The organism is Maribacter dokdonensis DSW-8 (genome assembly GCF_001447995.1).
Lineage (GTDB): Bacteria > Bacteroidota > Bacteroidia > Flavobacteriales > Flavobacteriaceae > Maribacter > Maribacter dokdonensis.
Genome location: NZ_LDPE01000002.1, coordinates 279,011 through 300,518, shown reverse-complemented (window position 1 = coordinate 300,518; position 21,508 = coordinate 279,011). Strand labels below are relative to the sequence as shown.

The 21,508-nt window shown below is 33.8% G+C and carries 19 protein-coding genes and 1 tRNA gene; 15 read left to right on the top strand and 5 right to left on the bottom strand.

The features are described from left to right. The first annotated feature begins 18 nt into the window (after positions 1-18). The 3 genes from I600_RS10930 (at position 19) to I600_RS10920 (ending at position 1,554) form a co-directional block, all read left to right on the top strand. Complete coding sequence (locus I600_RS10930) at positions 19-969, top strand: PorP/SprF family type IX secretion system membrane protein (protein WP_449405318.1); 951 nt, start codon at positions 19-21, stop codon at positions 967-969. Positions 970-1,013: 44 nt separating this feature from the next. Further along, the gene (gene folB / locus I600_RS10925) at positions 1,014-1,385 is read left to right on the top strand and encodes a dihydroneopterin aldolase (protein ID WP_058104573.1); all 372 of its coding nucleotides are present in this window, start codon (positions 1,014-1,016) and stop codon (positions 1,383-1,385) included. A 98-nt stretch (positions 1,386-1,483) separates the two neighbouring features. After that, positions 1,484-1,554, top strand: a tRNA-Cys gene (locus tag I600_RS10920). 72 nt (positions 1,555-1,626) lie between these two features. Here the strand turns inward: I600_RS10920 and I600_RS10915 are convergent. Next, the gene (locus I600_RS10915; protein ID WP_157490888.1) at positions 1,627-2,025 is read right to left on the bottom strand and encodes a DoxX family membrane protein; all 399 of its coding nucleotides are present in this window, start codon (positions 2,023-2,025) and stop codon (positions 1,627-1,629) included. 6 nt (positions 2,026-2,031) lie between these two features. After that, positions 2,032-3,192 (bottom strand): DNA polymerase III subunit, encoded by a 1,161-nt coding sequence (locus I600_RS10910; RefSeq protein ID WP_058104571.1) that lies wholly within the window; start codon positions 3,190-3,192, stop codon positions 2,032-2,034. 124 nt (positions 3,193-3,316) lie between these two features. Here I600_RS10910 and I600_RS10905 point away from each other — a divergent pair, with 124 nt between their 5' ends. From I600_RS10905 to I600_RS10895, 3 genes are all read left to right on the top strand, one after another. Beyond that, positions 3,317-4,507 carry a phosphoglycerate kinase gene (locus I600_RS10905; RefSeq protein ID WP_058104570.1) on the top strand — a complete coding sequence of 397 codons (1,191 nt, stop codon included), beginning with the start codon at positions 3,317-3,319 and terminating at the stop codon, positions 4,505-4,507. A gap of 117 nt (positions 4,508-4,624) precedes the next feature. Next, positions 4,625-6,256, top strand: coding sequence for a LysM peptidoglycan-binding domain-containing protein (locus tag I600_RS10900; protein WP_245188879.1), 1,632 nt, complete (start codon positions 4,625-4,627; stop codon positions 6,254-6,256). A gap of 13 nt (positions 6,257-6,269) precedes the next feature. Beyond that, positions 6,270-7,274: a DUF4837 family protein gene (locus I600_RS10895; protein WP_058104569.1), complete on the top strand. Its 1,005-nt coding sequence runs from the start codon at positions 6,270-6,272 to the stop codon at positions 7,272-7,274. A 100-nt stretch (positions 7,275-7,374) separates the two neighbouring features. Here I600_RS10895 and I600_RS19330 read toward each other — a convergent pair whose 3' ends face one another. The 3 genes from I600_RS19330 to I600_RS10885 form a co-directional block, all read right to left on the bottom strand. Then, positions 7,375-7,551, bottom strand: a complete 177-nt coding sequence (locus I600_RS19330) for a DUF6747 family protein (RefSeq protein WP_164674209.1) — start codon at positions 7,549-7,551, stop codon at positions 7,375-7,377. 279 nt (positions 7,552-7,830) lie between these two features. Further along, the gene (locus tag I600_RS10890; RefSeq protein ID WP_245188878.1) at positions 7,831-10,266 is read right to left on the bottom strand and encodes an OmpA family protein; all 2,436 of its coding nucleotides are present in this window, start codon (positions 10,264-10,266) and stop codon (positions 7,831-7,833) included. Positions 10,267-10,583: 317 nt separating this feature from the next. Further along, positions 10,584-10,769, bottom strand: a complete 186-nt coding sequence (locus I600_RS10885) for a twin-arginine translocase TatA/TatE family subunit (RefSeq protein ID WP_058104567.1) — start codon at positions 10,767-10,769, stop codon at positions 10,584-10,586. Between the two features lie 195 nt (positions 10,770-10,964). Here I600_RS10885 and I600_RS10880 point away from each other — a divergent pair, with 195 nt between their 5' ends. Genes I600_RS10880 through I600_RS18990 form a run of 9 tightly spaced genes read left to right on the top strand, consistent with a single transcriptional unit; the run spans position 10,965 to position 21,506 of the window. Next, positions 10,965-11,837, top strand: a complete 873-nt coding sequence (locus tag I600_RS10880; protein WP_058104566.1) for a M23 family metallopeptidase — start codon at positions 10,965-10,967, stop codon at positions 11,835-11,837. 6 nt (positions 11,838-11,843) lie between these two features. Then, a complete protein-coding gene (locus tag I600_RS10875; RefSeq protein WP_058104565.1) occupies positions 11,844-13,349 on the top strand; it encodes a GH3 family domain-containing protein in 1,506 nt (501 codons plus the stop codon). 46 nt (positions 13,350-13,395) lie between these two features. Then, complete coding sequence (locus tag I600_RS10870; RefSeq protein WP_058104564.1) at positions 13,396-15,078, top strand: DUF6909 family protein; 1,683 nt, start codon at positions 13,396-13,398, stop codon at positions 15,076-15,078. Further along, positions 15,079-16,074: a hypothetical protein gene (locus tag I600_RS10865; protein WP_058104563.1), complete on the top strand. Its 996-nt coding sequence runs from the start codon at positions 15,079-15,081 to the stop codon at positions 16,072-16,074. A 3-nt stretch (positions 16,075-16,077) separates the two neighbouring features. After that, positions 16,078-17,085: a dTDP-glucose 4,6-dehydratase gene (gene rfbB, locus I600_RS10860; RefSeq protein WP_058104562.1), complete on the top strand. Its 1,008-nt coding sequence runs from the start codon at positions 16,078-16,080 to the stop codon at positions 17,083-17,085. Positions 17,086-17,087: 2 nt separating this feature from the next. Continuing rightward, positions 17,088-17,948 (top strand): glucose-1-phosphate thymidylyltransferase RfbA, encoded by an 861-nt coding sequence (rfbA, locus tag I600_RS10855; RefSeq protein ID WP_058104561.1) that lies wholly within the window; start codon positions 17,088-17,090, stop codon positions 17,946-17,948. Next, complete coding sequence (gene rfbC / locus I600_RS10850; RefSeq protein WP_058104560.1) at positions 17,945-18,490, top strand: dTDP-4-dehydrorhamnose 3,5-epimerase; 546 nt, start codon at positions 17,945-17,947, stop codon at positions 18,488-18,490. The genes rfbA and rfbC overlap by 4 nt, the downstream gene beginning before the upstream one ends. Next, entirely contained in the window at positions 18,487-19,257 is a 771-nt protein-coding gene (gene rfbD, locus I600_RS10845; protein WP_058104559.1) for a dTDP-4-dehydrorhamnose reductase, read from the top strand. Before rfbC ends, rfbD begins: the two co-directional genes overlap by 4 nt. Positions 19,258-19,292: 35 nt before the next feature. Next, on the top strand, positions 19,293-21,506 hold the full coding sequence (locus I600_RS18990; RefSeq protein ID WP_082642954.1) for an ATP-grasp fold amidoligase family protein: 2,214 nt from the start codon (positions 19,293-19,295) through the stop codon (positions 21,504-21,506). The last annotated feature ends 2 nt before the right edge of the window (positions 21,507-21,508 follow it).

Genomic DNA, 21,508 nt, shown 5'->3' with positions numbered 1-21,508 from the left:
AAACTTAACCTAAAAATGATGATGCGGAACAGTCTATTGACACTGGTATTATTTATAAGCGTGCTCACCGCAAGAGGGCAAGAGCTTACTATACCTCAATTATCTCAATATCTTGCCGATAACCCCTTTGTAATGTCCCCAACTTACGCAGGTATCGGTGACCATGTTAAAATAAGATTGAATGGTCTTACCCAATGGGTAGGTATTAAAGATGCGCCAGATACCCAATCTCTTGCAGCAGATATGCGAATAGGAGAAAAATCGGGTATTGGTATGGTCTTGTATAATGACAGTAATGGTGAAACCAAACAACAGGGTGCAAGATTATCATTTGCACACCATTTGACTTTAGATCGTTATGATGATGAGTTTTTATCTTTTGGATTGTCTTACAACTACAATCAATTTAGAATAGACAATTCTAATCCAGATTTAATTGCGGATCCGGCGTATGTTGGAGATAAGGCAACCACCAACCATAACTTTGATATTGGTGTATTGTACAGGTACGATAAGTTTTATTTCAGTGCCAACGCATCAAACATTTTAGATAAGGATCTAAGTAATTTTAATGAATTATATGAGCCTAATAGATTAAGAAACTACTATATCTATACCGGATATAGATATATGAAGAAAAGAACTAGTAAAGTAGAAGTTGAGCCTTCTGTATTGTTTCAGTTATTTGAGAGTGATGGTAGATCTGTTACGGATCTAAACTTAAAGTTCAGGTTTTATGATTTTGAAGATTACTTTTATGCTGGGGTGAACTATCGTTTCTTGAACGATCAAATAGGAAACCCACTTTACATAGCTCCTATTGCAGGTTTAAAGAAGAGTAATTTTTACTTCGGATATTCTTATCAGGTAATTTTAAACGAACTTCTTGGCTATAGTTCAGGTACACACGTAATCACCTTAGGGGTAGATTTATTTCAAGGGATCAGTAATTGTCGTTGTACATACTAAAGCTACAGGGAGATTCATTAAATTTGTACTCCAGAATATAAGTAATGGGTAAAGTACAATTAGAGAATATAAAAGCATACGCCCATCATGGGTGCTTGCCACAAGAAACTAATATTGGCAGTGATTATTTGGTCAACGTTTCCGTAGATACGAATTTATTAAAAGCTTCGGTCACAGATGAATTAAAGGACACGGTAGACTATGTTCATATCAACAGAATTGTAAAGCAAGAAATGGCAATACCATCAAAATTGTTGGAGCATGTTGCCAAAAGAATCATTGATAGAATTTTTATTGAATTGCCTACCGTAGACACTGCAATGGTTTCTGTTTCCAAAATCAATCCGCCCATTAACGGAGATGTAGAAAAGGTAACCGTATCATTGAATTTGCAACGTGGTCAATTGGTAAACTAGAATCATCCACCTTAAATATTATAATTTACTACAATTTCTTGGTTGTGAATGCAGCTTAGATTGGTATAAATTGTTTATTTTTGCTCTCGCTAAAAAAGGGCATCGTGGCCGAGTGGCTAGGCAGAGCTCTGCAAAAGCTTGTACAGCGGTTCGAATCCGCTCGATGCCTCAAAAAAACCCTCCAACTTGGAGGGTTTTGCTTTTTTAATAAATGAACCTTTTTTTTATAGGCTATACTTCCTTAAGATTGTAGCAAAAACACCAATAATATTGTAGGTATAAAATAAACGGCAATAGTTTTAGCTCCTTCGTAATCCTTGGCCACACGTTGCCCAAATAACAACATTAAAAGTGTTATACTTGATAATACTGCGCCATACATTGCAAAAGTGGTATTACCAGAACTCAAAATTTGGTAAGTGCCAATAACGCATAAAAGTCCTGCAATAACTTCTGTTACCAAAATTATCCCAACCAGCAGTGGAACACTATTTTTAAACGGGGTTTTAGAAAAATGCTCTTTAAGCCATGAGACATTTCCGTTCCAATCGGTAATTTTATCAAAACCACTTTGTAAAAAGGTAATGATTAAAAATAATAGCAATAAAACTTCTGTAGCGTTGTTCATTAATATCTCCATTTAGGTTTATTTAAGTTCGGTCTTTTTTTTGTGAAGTAACCGTGTAAGTTTAATAGATAGATCGGTAAATATAATTTTTGAGTTACCGTTACGCTCCACATGGTAAATGGCATCTTCCAATTCTTTGGTAATGTCAAGAATATTATTCTCGTGAACAAAGGGAGCAAATTTTTTCAATTGAAACCCTTCTGCATGTATTCTTAAATAAGCTAGTTCTTCTGCACCATAGTTGATCATTAGGGCTTGCCGCATAACAGTAATGCAATAACTTAAAAAGTTTTTCTGTGTTTCCCTACCTGTTTTCGCTACTTCTTCACTCCACAATAAAAGATCATGAATTGCAGCTTTATTACCTTTTGCCTTAAATGCAGTTCTAACCCATTGTACAAACCAATTTTCAAAAACCAGATCTTCAGAATCTTTATTTAAAAGATCTAGGGCCTTGTTGAAATTTCCATTCGCCTCATGTGCCAAAAGCATAGCTTCTGGTTTATTGGCTCCCTTTTCAACTAATGCCGTAGCAATGGCATCTTCTGCTAAAGGAGGAAAATGTACTACTTGACATCTAGATTTAATGGTCTGTATGATCTGTTCCTCATCTTCGCAAAGTAACAAGAAAATTGTTTTTTCTGGCGGCTCTTCAATAAGTTTCAATAATTTGTTGGATGCGGCGGTGTTCATCTTTTCTGCCATCCAAATGATCATGACTTTGTAGCCTCCTTCGTATGATTTTAAAGAAAGCTTTTTAACAATGTCCTGAGCTTCGTCTACTCCTATTTGCCCTTGTTTTTTTTCAATTTCTATATGTCTGTACCAATCGAATAAATTGCCATAAGGTTGCTCCATGATAAATTCACGCCACTCTTTCATATAGTGGTTGCTCACTGCATGTGATTTTACTTTGTTAGAATTGGAGACCGGAAAAGCAAAATGTACATCTGGGTGGGCAAATGATTTAAATTTTAGATTACACGCTTCATTACCACCATTGTTTTCGCCATTGGAGTTTTGACATATTATATATTGGGCGTAAGCCAAAGCCATAGGCAGCAGTCCGCAGCCTTCTGGACCCACAAATAGTTGCGCATGGGGTATTCTACCAGCATCTGTACTTGAAGACAGATGATTTTTGATATGGGAAAGCCCTAAAATTTCTTTGAATAACATAGATTCAAATATAGTTGTTTATAGCACAACAAATTTAAGGGTATTGAGTGTAAATTATCCTTATTAGCACTTTATCACAAACCTTTTAATCTTTACATTTGTTAACTAACAAAAGGATAAATAGATGAAAGTATTAAATGACTTTAATTTTGAAGATAAAAAGGCGTTAATAAGGGTAGATTTCAATGTACCACTTAACGAAAACTTTGAAGTAACCGATACCAATAGAATTGAGGCTGCAAAACCTACAATTATAAAAGTGTTGGAAGATGGTGGTAGTGCCGTTCTTATGAGCCATTTAGGTAGACCAAAAGGAGAACGCAATCCAGATTTATCATTGAGCCATATTGTAGATGCAGTGTCTGAAATTATTGGTGTTGCCGTTAAATTTGTTAGTGACTGTGTTGGTGATGAAGCTGAAAAAGCCGTTGCGGAATTAAAGAACGGAGAAGTACTTTTATTAGAAAACTTAAGATACTATAACGAAGAGGAAAAAGGTGATGAAGGTTTTGCTGAAAAACTTTCCAAACTTGGTGATGTTTATGTCAATGATGCTTTTGGTACTGCGCACCGTGCTCATGCATCAACTACAATTGTTGCTAAATTTTTCCCAGAAGCTAAATGTTTTGGCTATTTATTGGCAAAGGAAATAGATGCTATTGAGAAAGTTATGGCTACTGGTGAAAAACCTGTATTAGCTATTCTTGGTGGTGCAAAAGTATCTTCTAAGATTACGATTATAGAAAACATTTTAGATAAAGTAGATGATTTAATTATCGGTGGGGGTATGACTTATACCTTCATTAAGGCTCAAGGTGGTAAAGTTGGAGATTCTATTTGCGAGGACGATAAAATGGATCTTGCAATGGAAATTCTTGAAAAAGCAAAACAGAAAAATGTAAACGTCCATATTCCTGTAGATGTGCTTGCTGCCGATGATTTTGATGCAAATGCAAACACCCAAATAGTGGATGTAGACAAAATTCCTGATGGTTGGCAAGGTTTAGATGCCGGACCTAAAACCTTAGAGATATTTAAAAACGTCATTTTAAATTCTAAAACCATTCTTTGGAACGGACCGATCGGTGTGTTTGAAATGGAGAAATTTGCAGGTGGTACCATTGCAGTTGGTAATTATATTGCTGAAGCTACAAAAGCGGGAACATTCTCGTTAGTAGGTGGTGGAGATTCAGTTGCTGCCGTTAAACAATTTGGCTTTGAGGACAAAGTTAGCTATGTATCAACAGGCGGAGGGGCAATGTTAGAAAGTTTAGAAGGCAAAACCTTGCCAGGGATCGCTGCAATATTAGCGTAGTCAGGGCGTTATCGACAAACGGTATATAACGAAAATTTGTGCATTTTAAGAGAATATATTTTATTCTCAGTAAAAAATGTACGATTTTCGTTTGTTCCGTTAAGATATTTTTGCCCCATGATGAATAAAATAACCTATAATTGTTTTTGTTTTGGATTGGCACTGTTTCCTATTATAGGTGCTGCCCAACAAAAAGATACCGGCACTACGGTACAAGACTCTTTACAAAGTAATTTAATTGTAGCTCAAGATTCTACAGATAGTGTAGTACCATTAGAGCAACTGAAAATAGTTAAAAGCTCCAATACAGAGTCTTTGGCATTGTTTAAGCCAACGGAATCATCCACCTATAACCTTCAAGACAATGCACTTGCTGCAAAGTTTGATAGTCTTTGGATGAAAGAGCTTGTAGATGCCGCACCACTTTTCAACGAAATGTACCAAGAGGTACTAACGGAACCAGATACAACAACGACTTTTGTTTTGGACCTACCTACCGATACTTTGAGGATGCGGTTGGCTAGAATGAACGAAAGAACACCGTTCAACATTGAATATAACTCATCATTGGAAAGCGTAATAAAATCTTTTCTTACCAGAAAAAGAGATTTAATGGAACGCATGCTTACCATTAGCCAATTTTACTTTCCTTTATTTGAACAGGAATTTGACAATAATAATATTCCATTGGAGATGAAGTATTTGTCAATCGTAGAATCTGCATTGAACCCCAAAGCACGTTCTAGGGTAGGGGCAACGGGATTGTGGCAGTTTATGTACGGTACCGGTAAAGAAATGAAGCTTAATATCAATAGTTATGTTGATGAGCGTAGCGATCCTATTAAGTCTACCGCAGCTGCCGCCAATTATCTTAATAGATTGCATAGAATTTATGATGATTGGGATTTGGCTTTAGCAGCGTATAACTCTGGTCCAGGAAACGTAAACAAAGCTATTCGTAGAAGTGGCGGACAACGAAATTATTGGAATATTCGAAGAAATCTACCACGTGAAACGGCGGGGTATGTTCCTGCTTTTCAAGCTACCATGTATATATTTGAATATGCCGAGGAACATGGTTTAAGATCTAAAAAAGTGGATCGTGCCTATTTTGAAACAGATACTGTTCATGTTAAAAGCCTAATAACATTTGATCAAATTTCTGAATTGGCAGCTATTGACAAGGAGGAATTAAAAATACTTAACCCGCATTACAAATTAGATGTTATTCCTTTCGTAGAAGGAAAACCTAACGCATTGAGGTTACCCGTGCGAGAAATGGGAAAGTTTGTTGCTAATGAAGAAGCAATTTATGCCCATGTAAAAAATGAACTTAAAGAGAAAGAGAGTATTGTTGCTGAGATTCAAAAACAAGCAGAACAGAACAGTATTCGATATAGAGTAAGAGATGGCGATTTTCTTGGTAAAATAGCAGAACGCTACGGTGTTCGTGTAAGTCAACTAAAGCAATGGAACGGTTTGCGAAGTAATAATTTACGCATAGGCCAAAGATTGACCATTTACCCACGAAAAAAACCTACTTCATCTGTTAAACCTAGGGAAACCCCTACTAGAACTGCGGTTGCCAACAATTCAAAAATTCATGAAGTAAGAAGTGGAGACTCATTATGGACCATTTCTAGAAAATATCCTGGAGTTACTATTGAAAATTTGCGAAAATGGAACGGTATTAGTGGTAATAATTTAAAACCTGGCACAAAATTAAAACTGTGCGACTGTTCATCGTAAATTAAAACACCAAATGAAAAAAAGAATATTACTTTGTTTTTTAGCAACTTTAGGATTATCAATAGCTTGTAAAGAAGAAGGCAAGGCAGATTATTTACCAGAATCTGTAGGTGCCATGAATACCCTTACGGTTGTAATTGATAATGATTTGTGGAATAGTAACGTAGGCGATGCCATACGAGAAAATTATACGGCAGCGGCACAGGGCTTAACATGGGACGAGGCGCTTTTTAGCGTAACCCAAATTCCCCAACAGATATTTAGTGGCGCAATACGTAATACGAGTTCTGTATTATATGTTATGGAAGACACTCTGAACATTGCCCACATGAAATCTAACATGTATGCCAAACCGCAAAAGGTAGGTGTTATTAAGGGGCATAATAAAGAAGAGCTTATTGAGAACATCAATAAAACGGCAAAAGAATTTATAGCGGAATATAAAGCTCTGGAAATTGGTAAGGCTCAAAAACGTTTTGAGAAATCATTGAATAAGGAAAAGGCTCTTGAAGATAAGTTTAATATTTCAATGAAAATTCCTTCCATTTATAGAGTAGGTAGAGAAGAGGATAATTTTGTATGGATCGATCGCCAAATTCAAAAAGGGAACATGAATATTATTGCGTATACCATGCCTTGGGACAGCTTTAAGAACGATTCTACCTTTGTTCAAGACATTGTTAAGATGAGAGATTCAATAGGCGGTCTTTATATTGGCGGGGAAGATGTACCTGGTAAAAAGAACCACATGATAACGGAGAAGGCTTTTTCCCCATATGTCTTTCCTGCTGAGGTTTCTGGTAAAAAGGCAGCAGAGGTAAGGGGAATCTGGGAAATGTCTGCATACCCTATGGCAGGACCATTTTTGACCTATATTATAAATGATAAGGAGAACAACCGTAAGTTGGTCTTGGAAGGCTTTGTTTTTGCACCGGCAACTAAGAAAAGAGATTACATGTTCGAGTTAGAGGCGATATTGAAATCGGTTCAATTCAATGTAGGAGATCAAAAGAATTAATTTCCATTTCATTATGATATAATAAAAAAGGCTCAGGAAACTCCTGAGCCTTTTTTATGTGAATTAAGTTCAACTATTCAGAACCTAAAATTATACAGTCTTATAGATTACTAAATGTAAAACCGGTAGATACTCTGTATATCAATGCGTACATGGCAAAAGCAATCAACACAAAACATAACCAAGAGAATACTTTGAAGTAATGCTCTAAGATATAGCTTTTCCAATTTCTAAAAGCTTCAATGTATATTTCCTTCACTAGAGTAATTTTTTCCATAATCAATATATTAGTTGTTGCTGGGTGTAAAGTTCACCATAATAGAAAGTTATATGGAATAGTTTAGGTGAAAGGATAATTATTACTACCAACTGTACCCTTTTAAAACCAAAATCTATGAACGGTTATTAGATCAGATGAACGACCGGTGTCATTATTTTATTGGATCGATAGAATGTATATTAAATGGGTTAAAGTGGCTTTTAGAGAGATTAGAAAAGAGTTTAAAAACAAAAAACCCGCTATTTAGCGGGTTTTATTATTTTAGTTAAAGTTGTATTACATATTCACGATAATGAATTCTGATCTACGGTTTAGGTAGTGTTCCTCCTCTGTACAACGAACAGAACCATCACATTCATTGATTAAGCGTTCTTCTCCATAACCAATAGCACTTTCTATACGTTTTGGATCAATACCTTGAGCTATAATATAGTCTCTTGTAGATTTTGCACGTTTATCAGATAGGTATTTGTTGTATACGGCATCACCCCTGGAATCTGTATGAGATTCAATTTTAATGACCATGTTTGGTGAATCGTTCATAACGGCTATTAATTTATCAAGTTCTAGAGCAGCATCTTTACGAATGAATGATTTATCAAAGTTAAAGTGGATCATCTCTGTTTTGAGTTTCTTAATACCATTTTCAACAGCAATCATATCGTTCAGTTTTCTCATGGAAACATCTACATTAACAATTTCATTTTCTTTAGTAGCGGCTTCTCTGGTGTCATCAAAATAAGAACCCTTTGTTGTTCTTAATACATACCTAGTATCGGCATCCAAGTCTTCAAAAATGAAGTTACCATTCTCGTCGGTCTCCATTTCTTTTAGTTTAATATTGTTTTCATCTAGTAGTTCTACCAATGCGTTAGGCATTAAATCTCCAGTAATCAACTCCGTAACAATACCTGAGATAGCGTTAATACTGGTTGGTATTTTCTCAATCTGTAAGGTTTTAAATGAGTAGATATCATCATCTCCCTTACCGCCACTACGATTAGAAGCAAAGTATCCCTTTTGTGTTTCTTCATCAACAATGAATGAAAAGTCATCTTTTTTACTGTTGACCGGTTTACCAACGTTTCGTACTTCCAAGAAACCAACTTCATCATCAAAAGCTACTTCAAATACATCTAATCCGCCTAATCCTACATGACCATCTGATGAAAAATACAATTTCTTGTCATTAATAAATGGAAACATTTCTTTATGTTCGGTATTTATTTCTGGACCTAAATTTCTAGGCGAAGAAAAGCTGCCGTCTTCTAATACGTCTACTACGAAAATGTCAGTTTCCCCTATGCTACCAGGCATATCCGATACAAAGTATAATTGTTTTCCATCTGGACTCAATGCTGGGTGACCAGTGGAGTACTCATCACTATTAAATGAAACTTCTTCTGCCTCTAACCATTCGCCATTTACCTTCCTAGATCTATATATCTTTAAGTGATTAATGCCGTTTTTATCTCGTTTTAGTTTTTTACCGTAATTGTTTCTGGTAAAATACATAGTCTCATTATCCGGTGAAAAGGCAACTGAGGCTTCGTGATATTTAGTATTTATTTTTTTTGAAAATTTAAGTGCATTCTTAAAGTCTTGGGTTTCATCATTTACCTTAGCTACAAATAAATCTAAATAGGGCTGATTGTTCCATTTATACCTTCTGGTATTAAAAATGGATGAATCTTTTGCTGAGGCATATACCATCTGATCACCACCATAATACATTGGTGAGAATTCTGAATACTTTGAGTTTATACTAAGGTTATTTATATCAAATTTCTCTTCCATTCTAAGAAGTCCGTCCAACACAATTTCATTATGCTTGGTTTGCTGCTCCACTTCCTCACCGGCAAGTTTTCTATTGTATAACTTTAAAAGTCTTTTAGATCTTTTGTAGTTACCAATACCTTTTAGAGAATGAGCATACTTAAATAAATAATCTAAGCCCATGTCAGATTCATATTTGGTATAAAGTATATTGTACCACTTATATGCATTCTCCATGTCAGTATTGAAGTAATGCGCATCTCCTGCTTTTTTTAATACGTCATAAGAATATGATTTTTCTCCTTTTGATAATGCCTGTTCGTATAACTTAGCTGCTTCAGCATACCACATTTTATCAAAATATTCATCGGCTCTTTTAACAAGTTTGGTTTTAGATTCAGTATTTACCGTTGTAGTTTCTTTAAGCATATCATAAGTAACATCTTCAACAGGTACAGTTTCTATATTGAGCAAAGACTCCGTTTCTCCGTCTAGTATCTTAAGTACCCAAACTTGATCTTCATATCTGCCGCCAAATTTTGAAGAGCAGTCGTCCAAAGCGTCGCGCCAAGAGTCATAATGATTTAGATAAACGTAGTAAAGTTGATTTTCAGGATTTTGAAAGTAACCGGCATTAAACCCCTTCTTGTTAAGCTTTCTTACTTGAGACTTTAAATTTTTACTTTTTGAGAAGGTACCAGAGATAACGTAGTAGCCATTTTCTGTGTTCTCCACCTTATTAAAAGCTCTGTAGGGAACCGGTATTGCTTCTGCAGCTTTTTGAAATTCTTTCTTATCTTCCTCTTCAAAATCTGATACCATTCTTGTACCATATTCCTTTTCTTGAGATAAATCTGCTTCTATATTATCTCCAAAATTCTGAGCTTGGGCAAATAGAACAAATACTAGAAAAAATAAATTTAAAACACTTCTCATAAATATAAATCTAAGCTGAATGAATAATTCAACAGGGGGTTAAGTATAGTTCAAACGGTTAGCCATAGGTTTTTAGTACCGTTTGTTTAACGAAATTAGATTTATAGGGGTATTCTGAATACTAATTGTTGTGAAAGAGGTATTTTTTGTCGTGTATGTAGATTATTCAGTAGCTACCTACGTTGTAAGGGCGCTGTTAAACGCTTGATCAATAAACCCTTGTACAAATTAATTGAAGGTGTAGATTGAATATTAAAAATACAAAAAGCCCTGTTTAACAGGGCTTTATAATGATTGACAAGAAGTTTATTTTGTAATTACTCCTTATTCTTTTCTCCTAATTGTTCATCCTCTTTAGAGGCATCTTTAAATTCTTTGATTCCACTACCTAAACCTCTCATAAGTTCAGGAATCTTTTTTCCTCCGAATAATAGCAGAATTACGACTACCACTAATATTATTTGTGGAGCGCCTATGGCCAAAAATGTAGATAAGAATGTCATAAGACTATAATTTAAATATGGATTTCAAAGATACTAAAAACTACTGTAGAAATCTTCAGTATATCCAAATACGTTTAATGGTTTGTATATTTTAACTATAATTTGGGTATATACGAACAAAAAGCTATCGTAATTGCCGTTATATTTCTTAAGTGAATAGGTTTAAAATTAAATTCTAAGTTTATCTTTGTTAAGATGGCCAAAAAGAAAGTCAAAAAAAGAAAGGAGATAAAACGTAAATTGCTGCATAAGTACCGTTTGGTAATACTAAATGAAAGTACTTTTGAAGAAAAGATTTCTTTTAAATTAAGTAGGCTCAATGTATTTGTTACGGGATCTCTTTTTATGATCGGTCTAATAGGGCTTACCACCTTATTGATAGCCTTTACACCGTTAAGGGAATATATTCCAGGGTATTCATCTACCAGGCTAAAAAAGGAAGCCACTGAACTGACCTATAAAACGGATTCACTCATTAGAACCTTAAATTATACCAATAAGTATTTAGATAATATACGTATGGTTTTAAAGGGAGATATAGAGAATACCGTAGTTAATAGAGATTCACTATTTCAACAATATAAACTAGATCCGGCATCAGTAGATTTAAGTCCGATAAAGGAAGATTCCTTATTACGTGCCGAAGTTGCTTTAGAAGATAAATACAACTTGTTTGAGCGTACAATAGATAAAAAGAATTTGGTTTTGTTTACTCCGGTCACCGGATCAATATCTATGGGGTTTAACCCCAATGAAAAGCATTATGCAGTAGATGTTACTGCGGTTACCGATAGTCCTGTAAAAGCTGTAGCAAATGGAACCGTAATATTTTCAGAGTGGACCGCCGATACTGGTTATGTTATTATTATAGAACATGAAGGAGGACTGTTAAGTGTGTATAAGCATAATGGTTCTTTATCTAAATATCAAGGTAATATCGTAAGAGGGGGAGAGGTAATTGCCGCTGTTGGTAATACGGGAGAACTTACTACCGGACCACACTTACATTTTGAAATTTGGGACAATGGTACACCTATTGATCCAACCAATTATATTGACTTTAATTAAAAAAAAATGTCCTTAAAGACCATTGCTGCTAAAATATTTGCGCACCGTATTGCCAAAAGGACCAATAAATGGGTAAACAACCCCATTGAGACCCAAGAAAAGGTTTTTAAAAGTTTAATTGCCAAAGGAGCGGAAACAAAGTTTGGTAAAGACCATAATTTTAAAACCATTAAAAAACATAGCGACTTCATTGCCCAAGTACCCGTACGTGATTATGAAGAACTAAAGTCATATGTAAACTTGGCGGTAGAAGGACAAGAAAATATACTTTGGCCCGGTAAACCACTTTATTTTGCCAAAACCTCTGGTACCACTTCTGGTGCAAAATATATTCCTATTACTGAAGGGAGTATAAAAGAACAGGTTAAAGCCTCTAGGAATGCCATACTCAATTATATACATGAAACCGGGAATGCCGATTTTGTAACTGGCAAAATGATTTTTTTACAAGGAAGTCCTGTATTACAAGAAAAGAACGGTGTGAAGTTGGGTAGACTTTCAGGTATATCTGCACATTACGTTCCTAATTATTTACAGAAGAATAGAATGCCCAGTTGGGAAACTAATTGTATTGAAGATTGGGAAACAAAGGTTAATGCCATAGTAGAAGAAACCAAGAATGAGGATATGACCGTTATTGCGGGTATACCATCTTGGGTACAAATGTATTTTGAAAAACTTAAAGAAAATACCAATGAGTATGTTGGTGATCTTTTCAAAAATTTTGAACTCTTTATTTACGGCGGAGTCAATTATGAGCCTTATAGAAAGAAGTTTGAAGCCTTAATAGGTAGAAAAGTAGCCAGCATAGAACTTTTTCCGGCAAGCGAGGGTTTTTTTGCTTATCAAAATTCGCAGAAGGAAAGCGGAATGTTGCTACTCCTGGATGCGGGAATATTCTATGAATTCATAAAGTCAGATGAATTCTTTAATGAACACCCCAAGCGAATTACGTTAAAAGATGTAGAATTAGGTGTAGATTATGTAATGATTATTTCCACAAATGCGGGACTATGGGGCTACAATTTAGGAGATACCATTCGGTTTATTTCAAAGGACCCTTTTAAAATTGTAGTATCGGGACGTATTAAACATTTTATTTCAGCCTTTGGAGAACATGTAATCGCTAAAGAAGTTGAAGAAGCAATGTTGGTTGCTACGAATGCTACAGATGCAAGTGTAAGCGAATTTACGGTAGCTCCACAAATTGTTCCTCAACATGACGAATTGCCCTATCACGAATGGTTCATTGAATTTGAAAAGTTACCAAGTGACATGGAGAAATTCATTAATACGTTAGATGTGGCTTTGCAACAACAAAATAGCTATTACTACGATTTAATAGTAGGTAAGGTATTACAAACATTAAAAATCACACCTGTACAGCATGGGGCTTTTATGGAATATATGAAGTCCATAGGCAAACTTGGCGGACAAAATAAAGTACAAAGATTATCCAATGATAGAAAAGTTGCTGATGGTTTATCAAAATATAAGCTAAGCAATAGCTAACTTTTTAATAACAGATTATAAATCGTAATTTCGTTCGAAATATTCAATGGGAAAAGCAATTACAACTACTAGGGCGCAAGAGTCAACAAATGCAATTGAACGCATGTACATCACCATGCGCCATTTGTTCAATAGAGGTTTTTATAAACCGAACGGAGTATCGGGAGAAGCTTTAAAAAATGCACTCCTACAATTAAGACCTGAAATATATGGTTCCGTAGGTGAAGAAAAAGCAGAATTGAACGGACTCATTTATGTCCTAGAAAGATTGCCAGAAGGTATAGAACAGTGCTCATTTATTAATTTAACTTCAGATGAAGGGTATGGTATTTCACACATTAACCCAATAATACCACCAAAGAGAAGAAGAAATTGCTACCGAATAGATGAGGAGCAAATGAATATTGAAATTACTAGGGGGCGATCAGATATTTATGACATTCTAACTCACCTTACATTTTTGTTCATTGAATCTGAGAAAATATGTAAAAAGGTCCTTATAACAGATACAGATAAAACCATCAGGGATTGGACCAAGCTTGAAAATGCCGTACAAAAGGATGAATTGCCTCAATCTGAACGTGAAATTGCCATTATTCATACCGCTAATATCTTGGGCAGATCCTTTGAAGAGATATTGGAGGTGTATAAAAAATTCAGTACCAAAGACAATCCCGATCGTTTTTTAAAAGTAATTTATTGGTTAGGTAAATTAGCCTTAGATGAAGAAATAACAGGTGAAAAAAGAGCCATAACGTTCAGTGCATTGTTAAGAGAGCGTTTGGGGCATCATATTCATGGTGAACGATGGGCAAATAATATAAAAGAGGTACTGACCAAAAATAATTTATTGCAAAGACCAATTCATATTATCTCTGCCAATATGCACAGTGTAATGAATTCTTTATTTGCTAAAGTAGCCTTAAAGAGTGAATTTCCAAATACTGATTCTTTAGAGATTTTTGAAGCACTTAGTAGTTCTGGGAACACTGCTTTAAGAAAAAAGGTTATTGATTTGGCAGAAGAAAATGGTATGATCGCTATTGATGATACATCAGGAACCAATATTGATGTGCAAATTTTTGATACGGCGAAAATAAAAACCAATAACTGCTCGTACGAATTTTCAGAAAATCAAGATGATAAAAAACCTGTTATATTTGTAATGGATTACGCATTTGGCGAACAGGCTTATGAGACGATAGACGAGTTGTTGAAACCATATGTAACCAAGAAGGGAGGTTCGTCGTTGATTAACGTAGATTCTGTTTCCATTATGGGTAAGGCGGGTATACTAGAAGGCGGCAAGGGAGATTTAATGATTCCATCTGCACATATATTTGAAGGTACGGCAGATAATTACCCATTTAATAATGAACTTTGTGCCAAGGATTTTGAGGGTTATGGTCTAAAGGTTTTTGAAGGGACTATGGTAACCGTGTTGGGAACATCACTTCAGAACAAAGACATACTAAAGTTTTTTCACAAGTCTACATGGAACGTTATTGGACTGGAAATGGAGGGAGTACATTACCAAAAAGCAATACAGAGTGCTTCAAAAATTAGAAAGAGTATAGGAGAAGATGTAAAAGTACGTTATGCATATTATGCATCAGATAACCCTTTGGAAACCGGTAGTACATTGGCTTCTGGCGGATTAGGAACTACTGGGGTAAAACCAACATATCTTATTACAGATAAAATTTTAAAACAAATATTCAATACGTAAATGGCAAGCAATCAATCACCATCTACCCAGAACAATTCAGATGAAATTGACTTAGGGCAATTGTTTCAGTTAATAGGAAGGGGCTTTAATGCTGTTTTTTGTTGGTTTTTAAGAGTATTTCTTTATTTAAAAAAGAATCTACTCATACTTATTGGCCTGGTCGTTGTTGGTCTTGCAATTGGGTACGGTCTCAATCAAATTATATCTAAAAAGTATAAAACAGAGGTCATTGTTAAACCTCAATTGGAAAGCAAAAACTATTTATATGATGTTGTAACCGAAATACAATCTAATATACAAGCGAAAGATACTTTGTTTTTTAATACCATAGGTATAAATGAAGTTGATTTTACAGGTTTAAAAATTGAAATAGGTAGAGTCGCAGAGGTAAGCAATTCTGAAAGTGACTTAAAATATTTAGAACTGCTTCAAAGCTTTGAAAATACAGATGCTATTGCTGATATCGTTAGGGCCGAGTTACAAAACAAAAGCTCTTTCAACCATAGAATTACTTTTTATTATAACAATGCTGCATTTGGTAAGCAGTTTTCAAAAAAGGTTTTAGATTATATTAACTCCAATACCTATTTTAACGGGCTATTAGAAATATATAGAAACAATGCCCAAGATCGTATTGAACAAGACGAGAAATTATTAAAACAAGTAGATGAGATTATAGTTAATTATACAAGTGGTCTAGCTAACAAAGGTAATAGTACTGCAACTAATAAGATTATTCTTGATAACCAAGAGCAAGTTAACATTGCTGATATTTTTGAATACAAAACAGGACTGATCAGAGATATAGAATCCAAAAAAATAGAACTAGAAGAACGTACTGTGCCAGTAAGTGTTATCAACCTTGGGGAAACACAAGTAGAGCATAAGTCGTTTTTTGGGAAGAGTATTGTGTTGATTCCATTATTACTTCTTTCTGGCTTCTTCGTTTTTTCAGCACTCCTTTATTTGAATAAGAAGGCAAAATCTTTAATGTAGTGTATGATAGACCAGCTATCTGACAACACAATTTTAATCACTGGTGGTGCTGGTTTTATAGGGAGCAATTTTATTGTTTACTTTTTAACGAAATACCCTAATATTAGAGTAGTTAACTTAGACAAACTAACCTATGCTGGTGATATAAACAATTTGAGTGAATTAAGTAATAATCCTAATTACACTTTTATTGAAGGAGATATTTGCGATGCAACCTTAGTTTCAAAACTATTTCATAAGCATGAAATAAAAGGCGTAATCAATTTTGCCGCAGAGTCACATGTAGATAATTCAATTAACTCTCCAGGGCAATTCATAAAAACCAATATTGAAGGTACTTTTACGTTATTAGAGGCAGCTAGAAACTATTGGAAAGGTGAAAATTATAGATTCCATCATATTAGCACAGATGAAGTTTATGGGTCTTTAGGTGAAAATGGTTTTTTTACAGAAGGGTCAAATTACCAGCCAAATAGTCCTTACAGTGCATCTAAGGCTTCATCTGATTTTTTGGTTAGAAGTTATCATCATACTTATGGTATGAACGTAGTCACCAGTAATTGCTCAAATAATTATGGACCGAAACAGCATGATGAAAAATTAATTCCTACAATTATTAGATCAGCTATAAAAGGATTGAAAATTCCAATTTATGGTAATGGTAAGAATGTAAGGGATTGGTTATTTGTAGAGGATCATTGTAAAGGAATAGATCTTATCTATTTTAACGGCGTTGATGGTGAAACCTACCTTTTGGGAGGAAATAATGAATATGATAATTTAACGATAGCTGAAAAAATTTGTGAATTTATAGATTTAAAAATACCCAAAAGCAATGGAGGTTACAAAGACCAAATTAAGTTTGTTGATGATCGATTAGGTCATGATTTTAGGTATGCCATTGATGCATCCAAAATTAAAAAAGAACTAGGATGGAATGCTTTAGAAAGTTTCCATACTGGTTTAGAGAAGACAGTTGACTGGTATTTAAAAAAGTATCAATCCAAATAATTATGAAAGGAATTTTACTTGCAGGAGGTACGGGATCGCGACTTTGGCCTTTAACAAAAGCATTAAGTAAACAGTTAATGCCAATTTACGATAAGCCAATGATTTATTACCCGTTATCTACGCTAATGATTGCTGGAATAAGGGAAATTTTAATAATAACTACACCAGATGATTTACCGTTATTCAAAAAACTACTGTCAGACGGTAAACAATTGGGTTGTACATTTCAATATGCTATTCAGCCAGAACCAAAGGGTTTGGCAGAGGCTTTTATAATAGGTAAGGAATTTATTGGTAATAGTAAGGTTGCTCTAGTTTTAGGAGATAATATTTTCTACGGTAATGGTCTGGAAAAATTATTAAAAGAAAATTCTAAGCCAGAAGGTGGTATAATTTATGGGTATCATGTAAATAATCCAAATAGATATGGTGTTGTTGAATTTGATGAATTTGGAAAAGCTATTTCAATTGTTGAAAAACCTCAAATTCCTAAATCAAATTATGCTATACCGGGAATTTACTTTTACGATAATAATGTAGTAGAGATCGCAGAGCAAATAAAACCTAGCAAAAGAGGAGAACTGGAAATTACAGATGTAAATATCGCTTACTTAAATAAAGGTAACTTGAAAGTAAGTGTTCTTGATAAAGGAATTGCTTGGTTAGATACGGGCACCTTTAGTTCTTTAATGAACGCATCTCAGTTTGTGCAAGTAATAGAAGAACGTCAAGGATTAAAAATAGGTTGTATAGAAGAGGTAGCATATACCCAAGGCTTTATTGATGCAAAACAACTAGAAAAGTTAGCTGAGCCGTTATTAAAAAGTGGATACGGAGAATATTTAATGCGCCTGATTAAATGAAAATATCTGAATCAAAACTAAAAGGATGTTTAATCTTGGAACCCCAAATTTATTCAGATGAACGAGGGATGTTTTTTGAGGTTTTCAGAAAAAAGGAATTGGAGGCTTTTTTAGGCCATAATATTGACTTTGTCCAAGAAAATACCTCTATTTCCAAGAAAGGGGTTTTACGTGGTTTGCATTACCAAAAAGGACTAGGGGCACAGGCTAAATTAGTTTCCGTCCAAAGAGGAGAAGTATTAGATGTGGTGGTAGATTTAAGACCAAACAGTGAAACTTTTGGACAGCATATCAAGGTTAATCTATCTGATAAAAACCGCACAAGTCTTTTTATACCAAAAGGTATGGCCCATGGTTTTGTAACACTTACCAACGAAGTAATTTTCACTTATTTATGTGATAATTATTACGACCCTGAATTGGAATCGGGCATTTTATATAGTGATCTAGATTTAGGAATAGACTGGAGCTACCCGATTTCAGAACTGACCGTATCAAAGAAAGACATGCTTCTGCCTAGTTTCAAAGATTTAGAAAAATGAAGAAAGTATTAGTAACAGGAGCCAATGGGCAACTAGGTCAATGTTTGCAAAAAATAGCTCCATCATATAACGAATTGAATGTTATATTTAAAAGTTCCAAGGAGTTAGATATCACTGATATTTTAGGAATAGAGGAAGCATTTGTAAAGGGCAATTTTAATTATTGTATTAACTGCGCCGCATACACAAATGTAGAACAAGCCGAGAAAACACCAGATATTGCTTATAAGGTAAATGCAGAAGGTGTTAAGAATTTAGCCAATGTTTGTAAAAGTTATAATACGACCTTAATACACATTTCTACCGATTATGTATTTGATGGTGAAAAGGATGAACCGTATACCGTAAAGGATGTGCCTAACCCAATTAATGAATATGGTAAATCTAAATTACTAGGTGAAAAGCATATTCAAGAAATAATGGACAACTATTGTATTATAAGAACATCTTGGTTGTATTCTGAATTTGGCAAGAATTTTTATACTACTATTCTGAAGAAGGCTAAAACAGATGATATTCTTAGAATTTCTAATACTCAATTAGGATATCCCACAAATGCTATGAATTTGGGTGAATTTATCATTGGGGAAATAAAGTTGAATGAATTTAAATATAGAGTTTACCATTTTACCGATAAAATTGAAATGACTTGGTACCAGTTTGCAGTAAAGATAATAAATGACAAAAAGCTTTCAAATAAGGTCCTTATATTTGATAATAACACAGCTTATCTTGCTTCTAGACCAAAAAATAGTAGGATTAATTGATCTTTTTTAAGAGGGTTACAATGAAAAATTAATTAATGAAAAAGTTCAAAATTTTATTAGACAAATATAACAACATTGTCCAAAATTTTTCTTATTTAACCTTACTACAAATATTCAATGTTTTTTTTCCCATTATAATTTACCCTTTTTTAATTGATATGTTCGGGTTAGAATTATGGGGAAAAATAGTTCTAGCTCAATCTTTAGCGCTTTATTTGTCATTATTTATTGATTTTGGATTTGACCGATTTGCAGTAAAGGAAGTTTCTATTTATAGAGAAGATATAATAAAGTTATCTGAAATTGTTTCTTGCATTGTTCCAATTAGGCTATTTCTTGGTATAATAGTATTCTTTATTTATTTCATAGTGGTTATAAACGTTCCTTTCTTTAAAGGAGATGAAATCTTGTATTTATTATTTTACGCCTTGAATTTTAATTTCATTCTTTTTCCAAAGTGGTTTTTCCAAGGGATAGAAGAAATGAAATACATAGTTATCATCAATGTGTCAGTTAAAATTGTTTTCGTTGTTTTAATGTTTTTAACCATTAAAAGTGCTGCGGATTATTTGAACGTGCCTATTTTTTTCGGAATTGGTGCATTTGTTGGTGGTCTAATTGGGTTATATGTAATGTTTAATCATGAAAAAGTTACTTTAAAATTATACAGTTGGGATAAGTACTTTTTTTACTTAAAAAGTAGTTTTTATCTTTTTGCATCAACCTTTGTTATTTCTATTAAGGATCGTTTTAACGTATTTATTGTTGGATATTTTTTAGGAATGCAAGAAGTAGCTTTGTATGATATTTCGATTAAACTTATTTCCTTTATAACGCAGCCAATAGAGGCTATAAATGGAGCAATTTATCCAAAGGTTGCAAAAGATTTAAACATGGGTTTTGTTAAAAAGGTTGCTTTTTACAGCTTTTTGTTAGTATTATCAATGGTAGTAGTTACACAATTTTTTTTAACAGAGATTTTTCATTTTTTGAATATTGAAGAGTTGAATAATGAGAAAGAAATTCGGCTATTTTTATTTAGTTCATTATTTCTTACGTTATCTGTTTTTTTAGCGCGAAATTGTTTTATAGTATTTGATAAGTTTAAACTACTTTTTCATACAATGCTAATGTCATCTGTGTTTTATTTGATATTAATCGTTCTATTGTACTTCTTAAATCAAATAACTTTCAAGTATATTGTTCTAGTAGTGTTTATTGTTTATATTTTTGAATTTTTATATCGCTATTATCTAGCAATTAAATACAATCTTATATCCATGGGCATTAGATCAAAATTGGGCAAATATTATTATGGTGGAGGCTCTTTTAGCTACTTAGCAAAACCTTTAGTTTATCTGTTTGACTTTTATAGGCATAGAATTGTTAAAGAAAAGGCTTTTACCGAAAACCGTTTTAAAAGAAGAATGGGCTATGATTTGGATTTAAACAATCCAAGAACCTTAAATGAAAAAATACAGTGGCTAAAACTCTATAATAGAACACCCTTACATACTATATGTGCCGATAAAATTGCGGTTAGAGATTATGTGGCGGATAGGGTTGGTGCAGAGTATTTAGTTCCTTTAATTTTGGTTACAGAAAATGTCAATGATATAAATTATGAAAATTTACCAGAGGAGCCGTTTATTATAAAAACAAACCATGATTCTGGAAGTTATAAAATAGTAAAGGATAAAAATGATATTAATGATTGGAATGAACTTAGGCGTTTTTTTTCAAAAAGCTTAAAGTCTAATTTTTACTACAAATCAAAAGAATGGCAATACAAGAACATACCACCAAAAATTTTAGTTGAAAAGCTTTTAATTACAAAGAATGGAAGAATACCTGAAGATTATAAGATTCATTGTTTTAAAGGTGAACCCAAATATATACAGTTAGATGTAGACCGAGGTAAGCAGAATCATTCTAGAAATTGGTATGATATAAATTGGAAAAGAACACAGTTTCATTGGTCTACTAAGCTGAAGACGGGAGGAGAAACATTACCAAACAACTTAAATATTCCTCGACCCAGTACTTTAGACGTCATGATTGAATTAGCAAGAGTTTTAAGTGACGCATTTCCGTATGTAAGAGTTGATTTTTATTCATTAGATGATACTAAAGTATATTTTGGTGAGATTACTTTTAATCATGACTCTGGTTTTAGACCGATTATTCCTAAAGAGTGGGATTACAAGTTAGGTGAGTTGGTAACGTTGCCAGTTGATAATAGAAAATAATA